Raw genomic sequence first — 20,687 nt, 5'->3', positions numbered from 1 at the left:
TTTTAAGGTTGTTGTTTTATATCTTTTATTTCTTCATTGAAAAGTTGATTGAAGTGCAAGGTGCGAGACTCCTGCGGGACAGGTGGGCAGGTGAGACACTTAAACGTGAAACGTTAAGAATGTGGCTCACCGCCTGCCCCGCGGAAAGCGAGCACCTGAAACGGAAATCAATCACTTTCAAGAGCAACGAAGATTAAACTTAAACAAAGGAAAAGAGCCTTCTAAAGCGAAGGCTCTTGTTTTTTAGGCTTATTTTGATGTTTGAAGTTGCTTTTGAAGCTCGTCCATTACTTCTTTAGCACCTTCACGGCTAAGGATGATCTTTCCGCCTGCAACTGTGTAGTTATCATCTGAAACTTCACCAGTTACTGCGCAAGTCATGTTTGGCTTGTATTTCTTAAGGATGATGCGGTCGTCATCAACATAAATTTCTAAAGCGTCCTTCTCTGCAATTCCTAAAGTACGGCGTAATTCGATTGGAATAACGACACGTCCTAGTTCGTCCACCTTACGTACAATTCCTGTAGATTTCATAATAAAATCTCTCCTCTCAAATATATAAAAGATTTCCCTATCTATTTAAATCGTCAGAATTCGACAAAATCCTACGAGAACATCTTACCAAGATTTCCAATTGTCGTCAATAGTTTTGACTTAAACATTTTATTATCTTTTACCATTGAATTTACTAGACTATACCCATATTATCATACTTCCAAAACCCTGAATTGGAAGATATATTCATATATTGTCATAAAAAATTCAAGAATGTGTAAAAGATGAAAAAAATTTACTGGAAATATTGCTAAAATAATACGTCAAATTTCGACAAAACTAACAACGAAAAAATACTATCCAATTTTCCTTTTCGTCCATCAGCTAGTATGCCTTGACACGCTTTCCATGCATTAGGTATATTTTGAAGGAAGAAAAGAGAATAATGAAAGTATTTACATAGAAATCTTTCGCTTACTTTTTTACTTTTATGTCCTAATGCAAACAGTTTCTTATAATATTGTAAAAAGATACATTTCCCGTTACAGTTATATTTTTCCTAAATTAAAGAACAAGTAGTCCCTATAAATGGAGGGACTTTTTTTTCCACTATCAGAAAGTGTAACTTGTTAGCACGATGTTTTTAGACGGTGCACAAGTTTAAATAGTACAAGCGTAACTAAGGCTGACGCGAAAGATTTGGCGTCAGCCAAGTTTTCTTTACTATAAGGTTATTATTTTGAGGAGGCGGCGAGAATGGCGAAACCAACATTCTATATTACTACACCTATTTATTATCCAAGTGGCAAACTTCATATTGGTCATGCATACACAACAACAGCTGGAGATGCGATGGCTCGATACAAGCGTCTTAAAGGTTTTGACGTTATGTATCTAACAGGAACGGATGAGCATGGTGAAAAGATTCAAAAGAAAGCAAACGAACAAGGCCTTCATCCTCTAAAATACGTAGACGGCATTGTTGATGATATTAAGGCGCTTTGGAAAAAGATGGACATCTCTTATGATGATTACATCCGTACAACAGAGGACAGACATAAGAAATCTGTCGAAAAGATTTTTCAGCAGCTTCTTGATCAAGATGATATCTATTTAAGTGAATATGAAGGATGGTATTGTACGGATTGTGAATCCTTCTTTACAGAGCGTCAGCTTGAAGATGGAAAATGTCCAGATTGCGGTCGTGAAGTAAAGAAAGTTAAAGAAGAAAGTTACTTCTTCCGCATGAGTAAATATGCAGATCGCTTATTAGCTTATTATGAAGAAAATCCTTCATTTATTTTCCCAGAGTCCCGTAAGCGTGAGATGATCAACAACTTTATCAAGCCTGGGTTAGAAGATCTGGCTGTATCACGTACTTCTTTTGATTGGGGAGTAAAAGTTCCAGGAAATCCGAAGCATGTGATCTATGTGTGGATCGATGCGCTGTCTAACTATATTACGGCACTAGGATATGGCAGTGATAACGAAGAGAAATTCAAACAGTATTGGCCGGCTGATGTTCACTTGATGAGTAAAGAAATCGTTCGTTTCCACACGATCTATTGGCCAATCATGCTGATGGCGTTAGATCTGCCTTTACCGAAGCAAGTTATTGCACACGGATGGCTACTTATGAAAGATGGCAAGATGTCTAAGTCCAAAGGAAATGTAGTGGACCCTAATGTTCTGATCGACCGATACGGATTAGATCCACTTCGCTACTACTTGCTTCGTGAAGTTCCATTTGGTTCAGACGGGGTGTTTACTCCAGAGAGCTTCGTAGATCGAGTAAATGCTGATCTTGCAAACGATCTAGGCAACTTGCTAAACCGTACGATTGCGATGATCGGTAAATACTTTGATGGAGAGATCCCTTCATATGAAGGAAAAGTAACTGAGTTTGACGGAACACTTCAAGAGTTTGCGTTAGAAACAGTTAGAAAAACAGAAGAAGCAATGGAAAAACTCGAGTTCTCCATCGCGCTTTCAACGATTTGGCAGCTAGTCAGCCGTACGAACAAATATATTGATGAGACTCAACCATGGGTATTAGCGAAAGATGAGGCTAAAAAAGCTGAACTCGGAAGTGTTATGTATCATTTAGCAGAGTCTATCCGTATTGTTTCTGTGTTGATCCAGCCATTCATGACAGAAACGCCAGCGAAGATCTGGAGTCAGTTAGGTCTTACTGACAAGAGTCTTACAGAATGGGATTCTCTAAAAGAGTTCGGTGCAATCCCTGCGAAAACGAAGGTTGAGAAGGGTGATCCGATCTTCCCTCGTTTAGAGACAGAGGTAGAAGTAGAATTTATTAAAAATTCTATGGGGGGCTCATCTGCTCCTGTAGCAGAAGAACCGAAGAAAGAGGAAATACCAGCTGCTGACGAGAAACCAGAAATCTCAATCGATGATTTTATGAAAGTGGATCTTCGTGTAGCAACTGTAATTGAAGCAGAACCTGTAAAGAAAGCAGATAAATTATTAAAGCTTCAATTAGATCTAGGCTATGAAAAGCGTCAAGTAGTGTCTGGCATTGCACAGCACTACAAGCCAGAAGACCTTGTGGGACAAAAAGTGATCTGCGTAACAAACTTGAAACCAGTTAAATTACGTGGCGAACTTTCTCAAGGAATGATCCTGGCGGGATCTTCTGATGGTCAGTTAACACTAGCTACTGTTGACCCGTTACTTCCAAACGGTTCAAAAGTAAAATAAACACAAAAAGCGGGGAGCATTTCCCCGCTTTTTTGTCATTTTTAGTCCATTTGGCAGTCATTTCCTGTAATTTCACTGTCAAAGATAGGACTTTTAACCTACGTTGTAACTAACTTGTAATGCTACTGTTACCCGAATGAATGGAAAATGTGATAAGATTTGTAAAGTTGAAAGGATGTACACTATGTTTGACACACACGCACATTTAAATGCTACACAGTTTGAAGAAGATCGCGAAGCAGTAATTCAGCGAGCGTTAGATGAAGGTGTAACACATATTGTTGTTGTCGGTTTTGATCGTGAAACCATTGAAGGTGCGATGCAACTGGCAGAGCAATACGACTTTATCTATGCTTGTGTAGGTTGGCATCCAGTAGATGCGATCGACATGACGGATGAAGATCTGGATTGGATTGAAGAACTAGCAGCACACCCAAAAGTTGTCGCCCTTGGCGAAATGGGATTGGATTACCATTGGGACAAGTCGCCTGCAGATGTTCAAAAAGAGGTATTCCGACGCCAGATTCGACTTGCTAAAAAAGTGAAGCTTCCGATTGTTATTCATAACCGTGAAGCAACGCAAGATGTTGTAGACATATTGAAAGAGGAAGAAGCCCATGAAGTTGGCGGTATCATGCACTGCTATAGCGGAAGCATAGAGGTTGCACGTCAATGCATGGATATGAATTTTTACATAAGCTTTGGTGGACCAGTAACGTTCAAGAACGCAAAAAAGGTTAAGGAAGTCGCTGTTGAAATTCCGATGGACCGGCTCTTGATTGAAACAGATTGTCCTTATTTAAGCCCTCATCCGTTAAGAGGGAAAAGAAATGAACCATCTTATGTAAAGTATGTCGCAGAAACACTTTCTGAATTAAAAGATCTTCCACTTGAAGACATCATAGAGAAAACATCCGACAACGCGTTCCGAATTTTTAACATGAACCGATAGGGGATGTTGTCGGAAACTATCAAAGCATAAGAAATATCGCGTTAATCTTTCAAGAATTGACAAAAGGTAAAGGAAATTTGTCAAACGGTTTTCCTTTATTTTTTTCTTCTTTTCCGCTCATAATGGCCTTGGGTCAATTCATGGCGAAAAGGAGGGTGATTTGACAGAGAGAAAAAAGATATTTATAATGCAGTCCTTGTAGGGGAGGAAAATGAATGAATAGGAATATTACAGCTTTGTTCTCACGTTTCACGAACAAGAAAGTATATCTTTCGATCGTTGCTCTTTTCGTCTTAGCCGTAACTTGTGGCTTCGTAGGTTATGAAACTACGAAAGCTGACGTAACGCTAATCCAAGACGGAAAGAAAACAGAAGTGAAGACGCATGCTAACACAGTTAGAGAACTATTAAGCGAACAAAACATAAACATAACTCAACATGATTCAGTTAAACCGGGTCTTGATGCCAAGGTGACTGACAACATGAAGATTGATTATTTACAAGCAAAAGAGATCAACCTTACCGTGAACGGCAAGGAAAAAACGATATGGACGACAGCGAAGACTGTTGAACAATTCGTTCAAGAACAGCAGCTAACGTTAAAAGAGCATGATTCTATTAAGCCAAATCTGACTGCTGATATTAAGGATCAAGGAACGATCCAAATTGAATCAGCATTCCCGGTTAAGCTTGTTGTAGGCGGAAAAGCTCAGCAAGTTTGGACCACTTCGACTACCGTCGCTGACCTTTTGAAGCAACAAAAGGTATCTTTAGGTGAAATTGATCGAGTAACACCTGCAAAATCAGATGAAATTACTGGCAAAACGCAGGTTGAAGTCATCCGAGTAGAAAAGGTCACCGATGTAGTGGAAGAAGAAACACCGTTTGCTGTTGTTAACCGAAAAGATAGCGGGTTAACGAAAGGTAAAGAGCGTGTCGTGCAAGATGGAAAAAAAGGAAAACGTGAAAAGCGCTTTGAAGTTGTTATGGAAAATGGCAAAGAGATTTCCAGAAAACTGATCAGCGAAAAAACGTTATCAGATAGCTCGGATAAAATTGTTGCTGTTGGGACGAAGGCACAGCCAAAGCCACAGCCTGTTGTATCTCGTAGCCAATCCGCATCCGCATCAAGCAGTTCTGGCGGGCGAGAAATAACGGTAACAAGTACAGCTTATACAGCCAATTGTGCTGGTTGCTCAGGAATTACGGCTACTGGATTTAATTTAAAATCTAATCCAAATGCGAAAGTTATCGCAGTCGATCCTAGTGTGATTCCGCTTGGCTCAAAAGTGTATGTTGAAGGATATGGATATGCCATTGCTTCAGATACTGGGGGAGCAATTAAGGGTAATAAGATTGACGTATTCTTTTCTTCACAGTCACGAGCAGAGTCTTGGGGAAGAAAATCAGTTAAAATTCGCATCATTAATTAATATTAAGAGCATGGGGAAAAAATCCCTGTGCTTTTTTTGTGCGCGGGACAACCAGAAAACAAACACCCTCAATACTGTAGAGACCTAGACTTTCTTGACGCCTGGGGTATACTAGTAAAAGATGTTTTGTCGTTCAATACATTAGACGTTGCAATACCTAAAAAGGTTTCACCGTTTTGGAGGAAATCATGAAAAAGATTAAAGAAATTATTGTAGTCGAAGGAAAAAGCGATACGCTTGCCATAAAACGATCTGTATTAGCAGATACAATAGAAACAAATGGTTCAGAAATTAGCATAGATACATTGAATCGCATCAAAAGAGCACATGAGACTCGAGGAATCATTGTTTTTACCGATCCGGATTTTCCAGGTAAGAGAATTCGTGAAATCATTTCGGAGTATGTGCCGGGCTGTAAACACGCTTACTTAGAAAAGGCTGACGCGATTGCCAAGGGCGACAAAGGTGTCGGTGTGGAGCATGCATCACGAGAAGCCATAGTGGAAGCGCTCGAACATGTTAGAGAAGAACTCTTAGAAGTGGAAGATGAGATGATCTCATGGGAAGATCTGATGGCTGCAGGTTTAACGGGCGGTCCTGATTCCAAACATAGACGTGAAGTGATAGGACGAGAGCTGCGGTTGGGTTATATGAATGCAAAACAATTACATAAACGTCTTAATATGTTCAGAGTCACACCAGAGGAATTTGAGCAGGCGTTAAAGGCGCTTTATAGCAATGAGGAGGAATAAAAACATATGAGAAAAGATATATCGACTCCGCAATCGACGAAAGCCATATTGGAGAAGCATGGCTTTACGTTTAAAAAGAGTCTAGGTCAAAATTTCCTGATCGATCGTAATATCTTAAACAATATCGTAAATGCGGCAGACTTAACAGAGGATTCAGGGGTCATTGAAATCGGTCCTGGAATCGGAGCATTAACGGAGTTTATTGCGAGATCATCAAAAAAAGCGGTAGCATTTGAAATTGATCAACGCCTTCTACCTATATTAGAAGAAACATTAGCGCCCTATCCACATGTAGATGTCATCCATAGTGATGTCTTAAAAGCGGATATACATGCTGTCATTAATGAACACTTTGAAGAAGGACAAGATTTGATGGTTGTCGCGAACTTGCCTTATTACGTTACAACACCGATCATTATGAAGCTTCTTCAAGACAAACTTCCGATTCGAGGAATCGTATGTATGATCCAAAAAGAGGTTGCAGACCGTCTTGCAGCTTCGCCTGGCACGAAGGACTATAACTCGTTATCTATCGCCATCCAATATTACGCAACAGCTGAGACGATGATCAAGGTACCTAAGACCGTTTTTGTACCAGCTCCAAATGTTGATTCATCTGTCATTAAGCTGACGCTTCGAAAAGAACCAGCAGTTTCCGTAAAGGATGAAGATTTCTTCTTTCATGTTGTAAGATCATCTTTTGCACAAAGAAGAAAGACGCTTTGGAACAACCTAACAAGCCAGCTCGTTCCAAAAGATAAGAAAGAAGAGCTGCAAACGATCCTAGAATCGATCGATATTGATCCGAAGCGTAGAGGAGAAACCCTTTCTATTGAGGAATTTGGAAAATTGGCAGATGCTCTTTTACCTCTTGTAAAATAAACCTCATTTTTCCCCAGTCTCTCACATAACCTTATAAAAGGAACAGAGGGAGCTATGGAGCTTGTTACTCCGAATAGGGGGAGTAAAATGAAACTAGAGATTGGATCAATTGTAAGCCGAAACTCTTACAAACGAGATTTACTATTTCGAGTTGTAGGATTCAGTGAGGATCGAACGATTGCTGAACTCGCTGGAGAAGAGCTCAGACTATGGGCAGATGCTCCTGTCGATGACTTATTTGTCGTTGATGACAAGCATATGTCTGAACATAGGCAAGTTGAAAAAGAAAAAGAAGAGTCTTCATTAAAACTATTCAGACAGGACTACTATTTATTAAGGCAAAAGAGAGAGTATTTATCGACGAACGGATATCAATATGATCAATCCTACTTTGAGCTTCCTGGTAGAGTACTTCATATTGACGGAGACCCTTTATACTTAAATAAATGCTTGGAGCTTTATAAAAAGCTTGGGGTGCCTGTGTATGGCATTCATATGAAGGAATCAGAGATGCCTGAGAAAGTCCCTGCGCTCGTAGATGAGGTAAGGCCTGACATCCTGGTCATTACGGGGCATGATGCGTATATGAAGTCAAAAGGCGATGTATCTGATGTAAATGCCTATCGTCATACGAAATATTTCGTTAGAACCGTTCGTGAAGTGAGAAGAAAATATACGCACCTAGACCATTTAATGATCTTTGCGGGTGCTTGTCAGTCTCATTTTGAATCCTTAATAAAGGTAGGCTCTAATTTTGCCAGCTCACCCGCTCGTATTAATATCCATGCGCTCGATCCAGTCTATATTGTCTCTAAGATCAGTTTGACTTCTTTTATGGACCGTGTAAACGTCATGGATGTCCTCCGGAACACCTTAACAGGCAAAGAAGGATTAGGCGGTGTCGAAACAAAGGGATTCCTTAGAACAGGGATGCCGATAAAAGGAAAGCCATGAACCGTCAAACTCCGAAACATTTCGGAGTTTTTTTGCGTTGAAAATCCAACTGAAGCGAACGTGAAAGATGCTTGGCTGCAACGCGCTTTCTGTCGTTTTTTTTGAAAAGATAAATAAAAGAAATTTATATCAAAAGTGCCCGAATTAAACAATTATTTGTAAGAAATACTCATTTTATACATAATGTACAGGAAATTTGGCATACTAAAAAAAGCAAAAAAAGGATATTTGGTCATTGACATGAAAATGCTTTGCTTGCTATAATAAAAATTTTAATTTGACAAAAAAACACGATTTGTGTTATAATTTGTCTAAGTGAGGTGGAGCCTAAAATGGGTAAAACAATAGTGGACATTAGACGCTCTTTAGAGTCCAACGTGGGTAGAAGACTTTCTTTACGTGCGAACGGCGGTCGACGCAAAACAATCGAACGACTTGGAACACTGGAAGAAACATACCCGGCAGTTTTTATTATCAAATTAGATCAGGACACCAACGCTTTTGAACGTGTTTCTTATAGTTACGCGGATGTACTCACAGAGACAGTAGAACTTACATTCTTAGAAGATACACAAGCAGCAATCGGGCAGTAAGAATCTTTACTGCTATTTTTTTTACTTGCTGGTTGTGATCGGCATAATAAATACATATAATCAGCATCATCACGTAAGATAAAACCCCTTTTGGAGATACTATGATGTATCGCATATGAAAGGGGTTTTCTTATGGGACGAAGAAAAAACGGAATGATGTCTGAAGGATTAAAGACAGAAATCGCAAAAGAACTTGGTTTTTACGATACGGTCCAGCGCGAAGGCTGGGGCGGAATCCGCTCTAAAGACGCAGGAAACATGGTTAAACGCGCTTTAGAGATTGCTGAACAACGCTATAACAACGAAAACAGATAAATATGCGGTAGTTATAACCGGAGGCCATTGTGTCTCCGGTTTTCCTCTACAGAGATGGTTTGATTTTTTCTATATTTCATTCCACATACTGTGTTACTATTAAAAATATCAAAATTGTGCAAGATGGTAGGCAGGGATAATGATGACAATTAATAAAGTATCCATTAAAGCTCCAGCAAAAATTAATCTCTCTCTTGATGCTTTGCGTAAAAGAGAAGACGGATTTCATGAAGTGGCTATGGTAATGACAACGGTAGATCTAGCTGACCGGATCGAACTCACTTTATTAGAGGCAGATGAAATTAAAATTGAAAGTTCAGGTGGGTTTGTTCCACTCGATGAACGCAATCTTGCGTTTCAGGCAGCATTGCTTTTAAAGAAAACATTTAACATTTCAAAAGGTGTCTATATACATATATCAAAGCACATCCCTGTTGCAGCTGGCTTAGCTGGTGGAAGCAGTGATGCAGCGGCTACTTTAAAAGGGCTCAATGAACTTTGGGGACTAGGTCTGTCACTAGATGAAATGGCTGAGCTTGGTGCGAAGATAGGTTCAGATGTTTCTTTTTGCGTGTACGGAGGAACTGCATTAGCGACGGGCAGAGGTGAAAAGATTCATCACATCTCCTCGCCACCGCCATGTTGGGTGCTCTTAGCTAAGCCGCCGATCGGAGTCTCAACAGGTGAAGTGTATCGTAACTTAAAACTTCAAGGAATCAAGCATCCTGATGTGGAAGGGATGGTTAAAGCCATTGAAGAGAAAGATTATGATAAAATCTGTAGCCTGTTAGGAAATGTTCTAGAATCGGTTACGCTCAAGATGTATCCGGAAGTCAAACATATTAAAGAACAGATGATGCGACTCGGGGCAGACGCTGTTCTTATGAGTGGAAGCGGACCGACTGTATTTGGGCTGTTTCAGCATGAATCTCGCCTCCAAAGAGTGTACAACGGTTTAAGAGGTTTCTGTCATGAAGTTTATGCTGTTCGTTTATTAGGGGAATGATTGATAAAATCCGTATAAAAATGGTATATTATCTTCAAACATTCGGTTTTGGAGGATAATATGAAATTAAAAAGAAGCGGAAGAATGGTAGATTTAACAGGTTACCTTCTTCACCATCCCCACCAACTCATCCCTTTGTCTTATTTCGTAGAACGGTACGAATCGGCTAAATCATCTATAAGTGAAGATCTTGCTATTATTAAAGAACACTTTGAGCAACACGGTTTAGGACATGTTCAAACGGTCCCTGGTGCGGCCGGCGGTGTTAAATATATTCCAGGTATAGACCAAGCAGAAGCTGAAGAAACAGTTAAAGAACTCGTTGAGTTGCTCGAAGATCCGAGCCGTATCTTACCTGGAGGATATTTGTACGTAACAGATATCATCGGAAACCCAAGATTGGTGAACCAGATCGGCAGGCTGTTCGCATCTGCATTCTCTTCACGAAAAATAGATGTCGTCATGACGATTGCGACAAAAGGGATTCCACTTGCTTACGCAGTAGCGACACATTTGAACGTTCCTGTAGTCGTTGTTCGAAGCAACAGCAGGGTAACAGAAGGATCTACCGTAAGTATCAACTATGTTTCGGGTTCAACAAAACGCATCCAGACGATGGCTCTGGCGAGAAGAAGCATCAAACAGGGCTCACGTGTACTCATCATCGACGATTTTATGAAAGCGGGCGGAACGATCAAAGGTATGATCAGCTTGATCGAAGAGTTTCAGGCGCACATTGAAGGTATCGGTGTTCTCGTTGAGGCGCAAGAGGTTTCAGAACGACTTGTAGATGATTATGTATCCATTGCACGACTTGCACAAGTGAACGAAAAGGAAAACCGTATCGAAGTAGAAAAAGGTAATTATTTTCTAAACGGAGGTCAAGCGTGATGAAAAAAATTCATACAGAAGAAGCACCAGCAGCAATCGGCCCATATTCTCAAGGAATTGTAATCGACCAGTTGTTTTTCAGTTCAGGTCAGATTCCTCTTACGAAAGAAGGCGTCATGATCGATGGAGAGGTAAAAGAACAAACTCATCAGGTTTTTCAAAATCTAAAAGCGGTCTTGAAAGAAGCGGGATCTTCTCTTGATCAAGTCGTGAAAGCAACGGTTTTTATTAGCGACATGAACGAGTTTGCAGATATTAATGAAGTATATGGTCAATACTTTAGCGAGCATAAGCCAGCACGATCTTGCGTAGAAGTTGCGCGTCTCCCTAAAGATGCAAAAGTAGAAATCGAAGTAATCGCACTTACAAAATAAGTCCCTCTGGGGCTTATTTTTTTACCTTTTTTAATAGGTCCCTTTATGTAGCAACTAGGAGACCTCCGCTCTTTAATGGCTTGAGGGTATAGGGATGCCTTTTAGTTGTCTAAATCTGGAAACTCGCCGGAATATATGAAAATTTCGCTGTATTATCTTCAAAATTTCTAGAATTAAGTTAAAAATTTCTTGAATCACCTTGCTAAATACCCTATTAGATATAGGTAGTGTCGATTTTGAACTATTTAAAATAGCTGAAATTTATCTATTTTTTTCTCTTAAAATTTTTTCCTGCCCATTTCACTCTGGGAATGGGTTCTTTTCATTCAAAAAATAATCATTGAACTCTAAATTGGTGATCATTGAGCAAAAAGGGATCTTGCTTCTATTTCTACAAGCCATTTTCGCTGTAACCTAATTAACATCATTTAAAAGGTAATAAAATACTCTATATGAACTTCAAAACACTAGACTAGATGGGGCATCGCAAATTTTTTAAAAATTTTTATTATTCCAAGAAGGATTTTGTAAAAAGCTGCAGAATTGTAGTATTACGTTCTTATTTTGGAAAAAGGTGGTGTTTGTAAGTGGAAGTGACTGACGTAAGATTACGCCGTGTAAATACAGAAGGCCGTATGAAAGCGATTGCCTCCATTACAATCGATCATGAATTTGTCATTCATGATATTAGGGTAATTGATGGCAATAATGGAATGTTCGTAGCTATGCCAAGCAAACGAACACCAGATGGAGAGTTCCGTGATATCGCGCATCCGATCACGTCTAGTACACGTGAGAAGATCCAAAACGCGGTGTTAACAGAATATCACCGTATGGGAGAGATGGAGTCTGCTTTAGAAGAAGCAGGAGCTTCTTAATATCTCAATAAGAATTTAGAGCCTGGTCAGAATGATTAGGTTCTTTTTATTTGCTCTTTTTTTCCTCATAAGAAAGAACCTTCCTATATATACCCCTTACATTCATAAAAATCACCTCTTTTTTAAATAAAATTTATCAAACCATTGACAATCCCGCGTCACTTCTTGAAATGAATACGGGTTTAAGATATATTCGTAATGGTATGTTAAGAATTATTAAAGATATAGGAAAATGGATGGAGGTTCACAATGACAAATCGCTATGCGGTCATTCTTGCTGCGGGTCAAGGAACAAGGATGAAATCCAAGTTATATAAAGTGTTACATCCTGTTTGTGGGAAACCGATGGTTCAACATGTTGTTGATCAGATCAACTCTCTTCAAATGAAACAGTTGGTGGCTGTTGTCGGACATGGTGCTGAAAAAGTTCAGGATCAACTAGGCTCTGACGTTCAGTACGTGCTTCAAGAAGAGCAGCTTGGTACAGCACATGCTGTTATGCAGGCGGAAGACGCCCTAGCAAACAAAGAAGGAATCACACTTGTTGTTTGTGGTGATACACCTCTTATTACTTCGGAAACAATGGAAAAGCTGATTGCTGAACATGAGTCTCTTGGTGCAAAAGCAACGATTCTAACAGCTAAGGCGGAAGACCCTACTGGATACGGACGTATTATCCGTAACAGCGAAGGAACTGTAGAACGCAATGTCGAGCACAAAGATGCTTCAGAAGAAGAGCGTAAAGTAACTGAGATCAATACAGGAACTTACTGCTTTGATAATAAAGCGTTATTTGATGCGCTTAAACAAGTGAACAACGAAAATGTACAAGGTGAATATTATTTGCCAGATGTTATAGAGATCTTAAAAAATGCAGGCGAAGTAGTAGCTGCTTATCAAACATCAGATTTCAATGAAACACTTGGTGTAAATGATCGAGTGGCATTATCGCAAGCTGAACGTTATATGAAGAAACGAATCAACGAACGCCACATGAGAAATGGTGTTACGTTGATCGACCCTGATCAAACCTATATTTCAGATGACGCGGTAATCGGTAGTGATACGGTCATCTATCCTGGGACTGTAATCTTAGGACAAACGAAAATAGGCGAAGAAAACATTATCGGACCTCAATCAGAGATCAAAGATAGTGTTATTGGAAATGGAAACACGATTCGTCAATCTGTTATTCACGATAGTGAAGTTGGAGATCTGACAGCTATCGGTCCATTTGCTCACATCCGTCCGAAGTCCGTACTAGAGAACAAAGTAAAGATCGGAAACTTTGTAGAAATAAAAAAATCTGTGATGAGTACAGGAAGTAAAGCATCTCATCTTAGCTATATCGGTGATGCTGAGATCGGAAAAGATGTAAACTTAGGCTGCGGATCTATCACAGTGAATTACGATGGTAAGAATAAGTTCTTAACAAAAGTAGAAGATGGGGCGTTTATTGGTTGTAACTCTAACTTAGTTGCTCCAGTTACCGTTGGCAAAAATGCTTATGTTGCAGCAGGCTCAACAATCACAAACGATGTTCCTGCAGAGTCATTATCCATTGCAAGATCGCGTCAAACTGTAAAAGAAAACTACGTCCAAAAGTTAAACGAAAAGCAAAACCAATAATTTTAAGAGTGGGGAAGGATGGAGCCATCAATGAGTACGTATGTAGATCCTACATTGAAAGTTTTTACGTTAAATTCTAACAAGGAATTATCAAAGGAGATTGCTCAGCACATTGGAATTGAGCTTGGAGAAAGTTCAGTAACCAAGTTTAGTGACGGGGAAATTCAGATTAACATTGAGGAAAGTATTCGTGGTTGTGAAGTTTACGTTATTCAATCAACGAGTGACCCGGTTAACCAACACTTGATGGAACTGTTAATCATGATTGATGCTTTAAAGCGTGCATCTGCAAAAACAATTAACGTAGTAATGCCTTACTATGGTTATGCACGCCAAGACCGTAAAGCTCGTGCCCGTGAGCCGATCACAGCTAAACTTGTAGCTAACCTGCTTGAAACGGCTGGTGCAACACGTGTTATTGCAATCGATCTTCATGCGACTCAAATTCAAGGCTTCTTCGACATCCCGGTTGATCAATTACTTGGCGTGCCGATCTTAGCAAATTATTTTGCAAACAAAGAATTAGATGATATCGTTATTGTATCGCCTGATCATGGCGGAGTTACTAGAGCGAGAAAGATGGCAGATCGCTTAAAAGCACCAATCGCTATCATTGATAAGCGTCGCCCTCGCCCGAACGTATCTGAAGTTATGAATATCGTAGGTAACATTGAAGGGAAAACAGCGATCTTAATCGATGATATTATCGATACAGCTGGAACGATCACTCTAGCAGCTAATGCACTTGTAGAAAACGGCGCGAAAGAAGTTTATGCATGCTGTACGCACCCTGTTCTTTCAGGCCCTGCAATGGATCGTATCCAAAACTCTTCTATTAAAGAGCTAGTTGTTACAAACACGATCGTTCTTCCTGAAGAGAAGAAGATCGATAAAGTAACACAGCTTTCTGTAGCTCCTTTATTAGGAGAAGCAATCATTCGCGTTCACGAGCAACTATCTGTATCTAAATTGTTTGATTAAGATCTTATAAAGCTCTTCTATAGAGATCGTTGCATATGAGATTTTTTCACTCTCATCTTTGAAAAGTTGATTGAAGTGGAAGGTGCGAGACTCCTGGGGGATCAGCGGGACAGGTGAGACTCTTAACAGCGCATAGCGCTAAGAGGCTCACCGCACGCCCCCCGGAAAGCGAGCATCCTGAAACGGAAATCAACGACTTTCAAGAGCAACCAGTAAAACACTAATCAACTTTCGCTTAAGAAGTGCTTGCTAAATCGATTTCTAACTTCACGTTTTAAAATCTTTCAGTTCGGGTAATGCTTTAAAGAGACTCGAAATAGGAAAGGTGGATCTCATTATGGCAACGAATCTAACAGTCGAAAAAAGAAATACAGACAAACGTTCGATTTTAACGGAATTAAGAAGTAAAGGGCATTTCCCAGCAAACTTATATGGTTATGGGACTAAAGCTGTAGCTCTATCTGTTGATGAGCCAGAATTTATTAAAGCTTACAGAGAAGTTGGTAAGAATGGCGTACTTAAATTAAAAGTAGATGGAAAGAATTATTCTGTCATGGTACAGGATATGCAAGTTCATCCTTTGAAAAATTCTGTTACGCACGTAGACTTCCTAGCAATTGACTTAAATAAAGAAACAGAAGCAGAGGTGCCGGTTGTTTTAACAGGTGAATCTGTTGGTGTTAAAGAAGGCGGAGTTCTTCAGCGTGTGCTTGCAACTGTAAATGTTAAAGCACTACCTGCTGATTTCCCAGAACAATTGGAAGCTTCTGTAGACGATTTAAATATTGGTGACTCCTTATCTGTTAAGGATTTGCCTTCAGGTAAGAAATACGAAATTCTTCATGAAGAAGACGAAGTGATTGCGAGTGTAACACCTCCAAAACTTCAGGACGAAGAAACGGATGAAGAAACAGAAGAAGCGGATGCTGAAGGAGATGCTCCAGAATCCTCTGAATCTGTTGCTGATGACAGTCAAGAAGAAGAAAAGTAAGTCGAATAGAATAAATGAATATAAAAACGCAGCGGCCGCTGCGTTTTTATTCTGTTATCCCAATTGTGTATAATGTTTATAAGACAATTGAAGGTAAGGTGAACATAGAGTGAAATTGTTTATTGGGCTCGGGAATCCAGGATCTCGTTTTGATGGCACCCGGCATAATATAGGTTTTGAAGTGATCGATACATTATCAGACTCCTTAAATATCCCCATGCAGCAAACCAAATTTAAAGGAATTTACGGAACCGGTGTGGTTGGAGGAGAAAAAGTATTCTTGTTAAAACCACTAACGTATATGAATTTATCTGGAGAATGTATAGGGCCTTTCATGGATTATTTTCAGATCCCTTTAGAAGACATGATCGTCGTGTACGATGACCTTGATACTGTACCAGGAAAATTAAGACTTCGTACAAAGGGAAGTGCGGGTGGGCATAACGGTATTAAATCTATGATCGCTCACCTTGGCACCCAAGAATTCAAAAGGATCCGATTTGGTATCGGACGCCCGACGAATCAACAGCCAGTTCCTGATTTTGTATTAAACCGTTTTTCTAATGAGGAACTCGTAGATATCGAACAGGGTATCGACCGATCTGTGAAAGCTTGTGAAGCTTTTCTAGACACATCGTTTGATAAAGTTATGAATAAGTTTAACGGCTAAAGAATAGATTACACATGTTCCGCTCATAATGGTTAGTATAATGCTAACCGAAAGGGGACTGTGCATGGCTATTCATTACCGGTGCAGGCATTGTAAAACACATGTTGGCTCAATAGACCATCATACTGTTAATGCGGCACAGCTTGGATTTGAAACATTAAGTAACGAAGAACGGCAGGAATTACTCTCCTATAAAGAGAATGGAGATATAGAAGTAACAACGACATGTGAGGATTGTCAGGATACGCTAGAACGTAATCCGGAGTATCATACGCTGAAATCCTTTATTCAATAAGTAATGCTTTGGCCACAGCCTATCTAAGCGGGCCAAAGCCTTTTTCTGTTTAAAATGCTGATACAAAATAGATTCTATGCTTTAGATTGTGCTTCATCATAGCAAAGTTGATTGGAGTGCAAGGTGCGAGACTCCTGGGGGATCAGCGTGACAGGCGAGACACTTAATAGCACATAGCGCTAAGAGGCTCACCGCACGCCCCCCGGAAAGCGAGCATCCTGGAACGGAGATCAACCACTTTCAAATCAATAGAACCAATGACTAGCTCTTTGTGAGAGGGGGAGTAAGAAATGCTTGGATTGAAGAAATATTTTAGTCAGGGAGAAGACTTGAAATCGATAATGGATGGCATTAATGGGGGGCTGAAAGAGCAACTCGTCGCTGGTCTTTCAGGCTCTGCCAGGACGATGCTCATCAGCAGTCTTCACGAAAATACAGGAAAACCTCAACTCATCGTGACCCATAATCTGTTTCAAGCCCAAAAACTATATGAAGATCTAACTTCTCTTTTATCTGAAGATGAAGTTTATTTATATCCTGTAAATGATCTGATCTCATCTGAGATGGCCATATCGAGTCCTGAATTAAAAAGCCAAAGAATCGAGGCTTTAAATCAACTGAGTCGATCTTTTAAAGGTGTCATCATTACACCTGTTGCAGGGTTAAGGCGATACTTGCCACCAGTTGAGGTATGGGAAAAAGCAGGTCTTTCTTTTCAGATAGGGGAAGATATCGATTCGGATGAAATATTAAAAAAACTAGTTGCGATGGGTTATGAACGGTCATCGATGGTCCAAACACCTGGTGAGTTTAGCGTTCGCGGGGGGATCATCGATATTTACCCGCTTACAGAAAAAAATCCTGTTCGGATCGAGCTCTTTGATACAGAGATCGATTCTATTCGATATTTTGAAGCAGAAACACAGCGTTCGCAGGATAAGGTAAAAACGATTTCTATTGCACCAGCTGAAGAACTTATTCTTTTTGATGAACATTATAACAACGCAGCAGACCGCATTGATGCGAAGCTGGCATCTACTTTAAAAAATATTAAAGATGATGCACTTAAAGAAACACTCGTTGAAAATATTAGCTATGAAACAGGAAGATTGCGTGAGAAGCAGCAGTTTCAAAGCATGTATAAATACGCATCGCTCTTTTACGATGAACCTGCAAGCCTCTTGCAATACATATCCCCTGATAGTTTAGTGGTTATGGATGAGATCGGCCGAATACAAGAAACAAGTCAGCAGCTGGATAAAGAAGAAGCAGAATGGCAGACGGCACTTCTTGAGCATGGGGAGCTTGTTCAGGACCTTACGATCTCGCCAGATACGAATGGCTTGCTAGGTGATAAAAAAGCATTTCCTATTATTTATCTATCGCTGTTTTTAAGACATGTGCCTCACACACAGCCTCAAAATATTTTGAACGTAGAATGTAAGAGCATGCAGAATTTCCACGGTCAGATGAACGTTTTAAAAGGTGAGATGGACCGGTGGAAGAAGCTCGGATTTGCGATCGTTTTTATCGCGATGAACAAAGAGCGGGCAAACCGGCTTGAACGCGTACTTGCGGATTATGAGATGGATGCAGGTATCATGGGGCCAGATCAAAACATTCAGCCGAAGACGAGTCAGATCTTACTTGGAGATCTTGGAAGTGGATTTGAATCTGTAAAGCAAAAGCTTGTTGTTATCACAGAAGAAGAAGTATTTACGAAAAAGGCGAAGCGTCCTGCAAGAAAACAGAAGATGACGAATGCAGAGCGGATCAAGAGTTACTCAGAATTAAAAGTAGGCGATTACGTCGTTCACGTGAATCACGGGATCGGTAAGTATTTAGGGATTGAAACGCTTGAGATCAAAGGGGTTCATAAAGATTACCTGCATATTAAATATTCCGGCAATGATAACCTTTATGTACCGGTTGAGCAGATCGATCAAGTTCAAAAATATGTAGGATCTGAAGGCAAAGAACCTAAGATCTATTCTCTAGGCGGTAGTGATTGGAAGAAAGTGAAGAGCAGGGTTAAGTCTTCTGTTCAAGATATTGCAGATGATCTGATCAAGCTTTATGCAGAGCGTGAAGCAAGTAGAGGATATGCTTTTGCTGAAGATGGTGCAGAACAGAGTGAGTTTGAGGGAAGCTTTCCTTATCAAGAAACGGACGATCAGCTTCGTGCTATCGAAGAGATCAAAAAAGACATGGAAAGCATCCGTCCGATGGATCGGCTGCTTTGTGGAGATGTAGGTTACGGAAAAACGGAAGTGGCCATCCGTGCTGCGTTTAAAGCCATCATGGACGGCAAGCAAGTGGCGTTCCTTGTTCCTACTACGATTTTAGCTCAGCAACACTTTGAAACGTTTCGTGAGCGTTTTTCCGAGTTTCCGATCACCATTGGCAGTTTAAGTCGTTTTCGATCTAAAAAAGAGCAGAATGAAGTGCTTAAAGGATTAAAAGCAGGCACGGTCGATATAGCGATCGGCACACACCGCCTGCTTTCTAAAGATGTTCAATATAAAGATCTAGGCCTGCTCATCATTGACGAGGAGCAGCGTTTTGGAGTTACACATAAAGAAAAGATTAAAACGCTAAAATCAAACGTGGATGTGCTTACGTTAACGGCAACACCTATACCGCGTACACTCCACATGTCGATGCTAGGTGTTCGGGATCTATCTGTCATTGAAACACCGCCTGAGAATCGTTTCCCGGTTCAGACGTATGTGATGGACTATAATGGTTCTCTTGTTCGAGAAGCGATCGAGCGAGAGATGGGTCGCGGTGGTCAAGTGTATTTCTTATACAACCGTGTAGATTCGATCGAACGAATGGCAGAGCAAATCTCTATGCTTGTTCCTGATTGCCGTGTTGCTTATGCTCACGGTCAGATGTCTGAGAATGAGCTGGAGAGTGTCATGTTAGAGTTCCTAGAAGGAAACTATGATGTGTTAGTATCTACAACAATCATTGAAACAGGTGTAGACATTCCTAACGTAAATACATTAATCGTGTACGATGCGGATAAGATGGGTCTCTCACAGCTCTATCAGTTAAGAGGACGTGTAGGGCGTTCTAATCGTGTTGCTTATGCGTACTTTACCTATCAACGGGATAAAGTGTTAACAGAAGTCGCTGAAAAACGTCTGCAGGCGATCAAAGAATTTACCGAGTTAGGATCAGGTTTTAAAATCGCGATGCGTGATCTTTCTATTCGTGGTGCTGGTAATCTTCTAGGTGCACAGCAACATGGATTCATCGATTCGGTAGGTTTCGATCTGTACTCCCAGATGCTTGAAGAAGCGATTCAAGAAAGAAAAGGCAACAAGCCGAAAGAAGTGGAAGAAGATGTTGATCTCAATATTGAGGTGGATGCTTATATTCCAACTAATTATATCGGTGACGAAAAGCAAAAGATCGAGATGTACAAACACGTACGTGCTGCGAAAGCTTTAAAAGATATTTCCGACTTGCAAGAGGAATTTATCGACCGTTTCGGCGATTATCCTGTAGAAGTAGAATGTCTGCTCTTAGTGGCGGGCATTAAACTCCGTGCTAAACGAGAAGGCATCAAGTCGATCGAACAGAAGCAGGATACAGTCAACATGATTCTTAATGAAAAGACGACTTCATTGGTTGATGGAGGAAAGATGTTCGAGATCGCCAATAAGATAGGGCGACATGTAAATCTCGGGATGCAGGGTAACCTGATGAAAGTTATCATTAACCGCAAACGGGTGAAGGACTTGGATCTGTTGAAGCAGATTGATCTTTTCCTAAAAGAAATGAAGCATGCAAGGAAAGAAAAGACAACAAATACACCTTAAAAAATAATAACCCTCTCATTCGTGAATAGAACAGGAGATGTAACAAAT

The 20,687-nt window shown here is 40.2% G+C and carries 19 protein-coding genes; 18 read left to right on the top strand and 1 reads right to left on the bottom strand.

All coding sequences use genetic code 11. The features are described 5' to 3' along the window. Nucleotides 1–249: 249 nt before the first annotated feature. Nucleotides 250–534 (bottom strand): AbrB/MazE/SpoVT family DNA-binding domain-containing protein, encoded by a 285-nt coding sequence (locus IHV09_RS21460; RefSeq protein ID WP_066285380.1) that lies wholly within the window; start codon nt 532–534, stop codon nt 250–252. A 717-nt stretch (nt 535–1,251) separates the two neighbouring features. On the opposite strand from IHV09_RS21460, the gene metG reads away from it, so the two are divergent. The 18 genes from metG to mfd all read left to right on the top strand — a co-directional run bounded on the left by metG (nt 1,252) and on the right by mfd (nt 20,639). Further along, nucleotides 1,252–3,213 (top strand): methionine--tRNA ligase, encoded by a 1,962-nt coding sequence (metG, locus tag IHV09_RS21455; RefSeq protein WP_197265425.1) that lies wholly within the window; start codon nt 1,252–1,254, stop codon nt 3,211–3,213. 184 nt (nt 3,214–3,397) lie between these two features. After that, on the top strand, nt 3,398–4,165 hold the full coding sequence (locus tag IHV09_RS21450) for a TatD family hydrolase (protein WP_197192196.1): 768 nt from the start codon (nt 3,398–3,400) through the stop codon (nt 4,163–4,165). Nucleotides 4,166–4,380: 215 nt separating this feature from the next. Further along, nucleotides 4,381–5,598, top strand: a complete 1,218-nt coding sequence (locus IHV09_RS22705) for a G5 and 3D domain-containing protein (RefSeq protein ID WP_197196040.1) — start codon at nt 4,381–4,383, stop codon at nt 5,596–5,598. Between the two features lie 188 nt (nt 5,599–5,786). After that, nucleotides 5,787–6,350: a ribonuclease M5 gene (gene rnmV / locus IHV09_RS21440; protein ID WP_197134485.1), complete on the top strand. Its 564-nt coding sequence runs from the start codon at nt 5,787–5,789 to the stop codon at nt 6,348–6,350. A gap of 6 nt (nt 6,351–6,356) precedes the next feature. Beyond that, complete coding sequence (gene rsmA, locus IHV09_RS21435) at nt 6,357–7,232, top strand: 16S rRNA (adenine(1518)-N(6)/adenine(1519)-N(6))-dimethyltransferase RsmA (protein ID WP_197134482.1); 876 nt, start codon at nt 6,357–6,359, stop codon at nt 7,230–7,232. Nucleotides 7,233–7,319: 87 nt separating this feature from the next. After that, nucleotides 7,320–8,186 (top strand): sporulation peptidase YabG, encoded by an 867-nt coding sequence (gene yabG / locus IHV09_RS21430; RefSeq protein WP_197134478.1) that lies wholly within the window; start codon nt 7,320–7,322, stop codon nt 8,184–8,186. A gap of 332 nt (nt 8,187–8,518) precedes the next feature. Continuing rightward, nucleotides 8,519–8,779 (top strand): biofilm formation stimulator Veg, encoded by a 261-nt coding sequence (veg, locus tag IHV09_RS21425; RefSeq protein WP_066238125.1) that lies wholly within the window; start codon nt 8,519–8,521, stop codon nt 8,777–8,779. Between the two features lie 132 nt (nt 8,780–8,911). Beyond that, on the top strand, nt 8,912–9,094 hold the full coding sequence (locus IHV09_RS21420; RefSeq protein WP_197134475.1) for a small, acid-soluble spore protein, alpha/beta type: 183 nt from the start codon (nt 8,912–8,914) through the stop codon (nt 9,092–9,094). Between the two features lie 142 nt (nt 9,095–9,236). Next, on the top strand, nt 9,237–10,100 hold the full coding sequence (gene ispE / locus IHV09_RS21415) for a 4-(cytidine 5'-diphospho)-2-C-methyl-D-erythritol kinase (protein ID WP_197134536.1): 864 nt from the start codon (nt 9,237–9,239) through the stop codon (nt 10,098–10,100). A gap of 60 nt (nt 10,101–10,160) precedes the next feature. Further along, nucleotides 10,161–10,991, top strand: a complete 831-nt coding sequence (purR, locus tag IHV09_RS21410; protein WP_144704810.1) for a pur operon repressor — start codon at nt 10,161–10,163, stop codon at nt 10,989–10,991. Further along, nucleotides 10,991–11,365, top strand: coding sequence for a RidA family protein (locus IHV09_RS21405; protein ID WP_197265424.1), 375 nt, complete (start codon nt 10,991–10,993; stop codon nt 11,363–11,365). The genes purR and IHV09_RS21405 overlap by 1 nt, the downstream gene beginning before the upstream one ends. Nucleotides 11,366–11,952: 587 nt before the next feature. Further along, entirely contained in the window at nt 11,953–12,243 is a 291-nt protein-coding gene (gene spoVG / locus IHV09_RS21400; protein ID WP_066238133.1) for a septation regulator SpoVG, read from the top strand. A 249-nt stretch (nt 12,244–12,492) separates the two neighbouring features. Then, complete coding sequence (gene glmU, locus IHV09_RS21395) at nt 12,493–13,872, top strand: bifunctional UDP-N-acetylglucosamine diphosphorylase/glucosamine-1-phosphate N-acetyltransferase GlmU (protein ID WP_197192200.1); 1,380 nt, start codon at nt 12,493–12,495, stop codon at nt 13,870–13,872. Nucleotides 13,873–13,902: 30 nt separating this feature from the next. Beyond that, nucleotides 13,903–14,853 (top strand): ribose-phosphate diphosphokinase, encoded by a 951-nt coding sequence (locus IHV09_RS21390; protein WP_066390512.1) that lies wholly within the window; start codon nt 13,903–13,905, stop codon nt 14,851–14,853. A gap of 337 nt (nt 14,854–15,190) precedes the next feature. After that, entirely contained in the window at nt 15,191–15,844 is a 654-nt protein-coding gene (locus IHV09_RS21385) for a 50S ribosomal protein L25/general stress protein Ctc (RefSeq protein WP_197192201.1), read from the top strand. A 109-nt stretch (nt 15,845–15,953) separates the two neighbouring features. Then, a complete protein-coding gene (gene pth, locus IHV09_RS21380; protein ID WP_197265423.1) occupies nt 15,954–16,514 on the top strand; it encodes an aminoacyl-tRNA hydrolase in 561 nt (186 codons plus the stop codon). A gap of 64 nt (nt 16,515–16,578) precedes the next feature. Continuing rightward, a complete protein-coding gene (locus IHV09_RS21375) occupies nt 16,579–16,809 on the top strand; it encodes an anti-sigma-F factor Fin family protein (protein ID WP_191755355.1) in 231 nt (76 codons plus the stop codon). Nucleotides 16,810–17,099: 290 nt separating this feature from the next. Further along, the gene (mfd, locus tag IHV09_RS21370; protein ID WP_197134464.1) at nt 17,100–20,639 is read left to right on the top strand and encodes a transcription-repair coupling factor; all 3,540 of its coding nucleotides are present in this window, start codon (nt 17,100–17,102) and stop codon (nt 20,637–20,639) included. Nucleotides 20,640–20,687 lie beyond the last annotated feature (48 nt).

The organism is Fictibacillus sp. 23RED33 (assembly GCF_015903925.1).
GTDB lineage: Bacteria > Bacillota > Bacilli > Bacillales > Fictibacillaceae > Fictibacillus > Fictibacillus phosphorivorans.
Note: the sequence above shows the minus strand (reverse complement) of the source record. Positions and strands in the feature narration are given on the sequence as shown.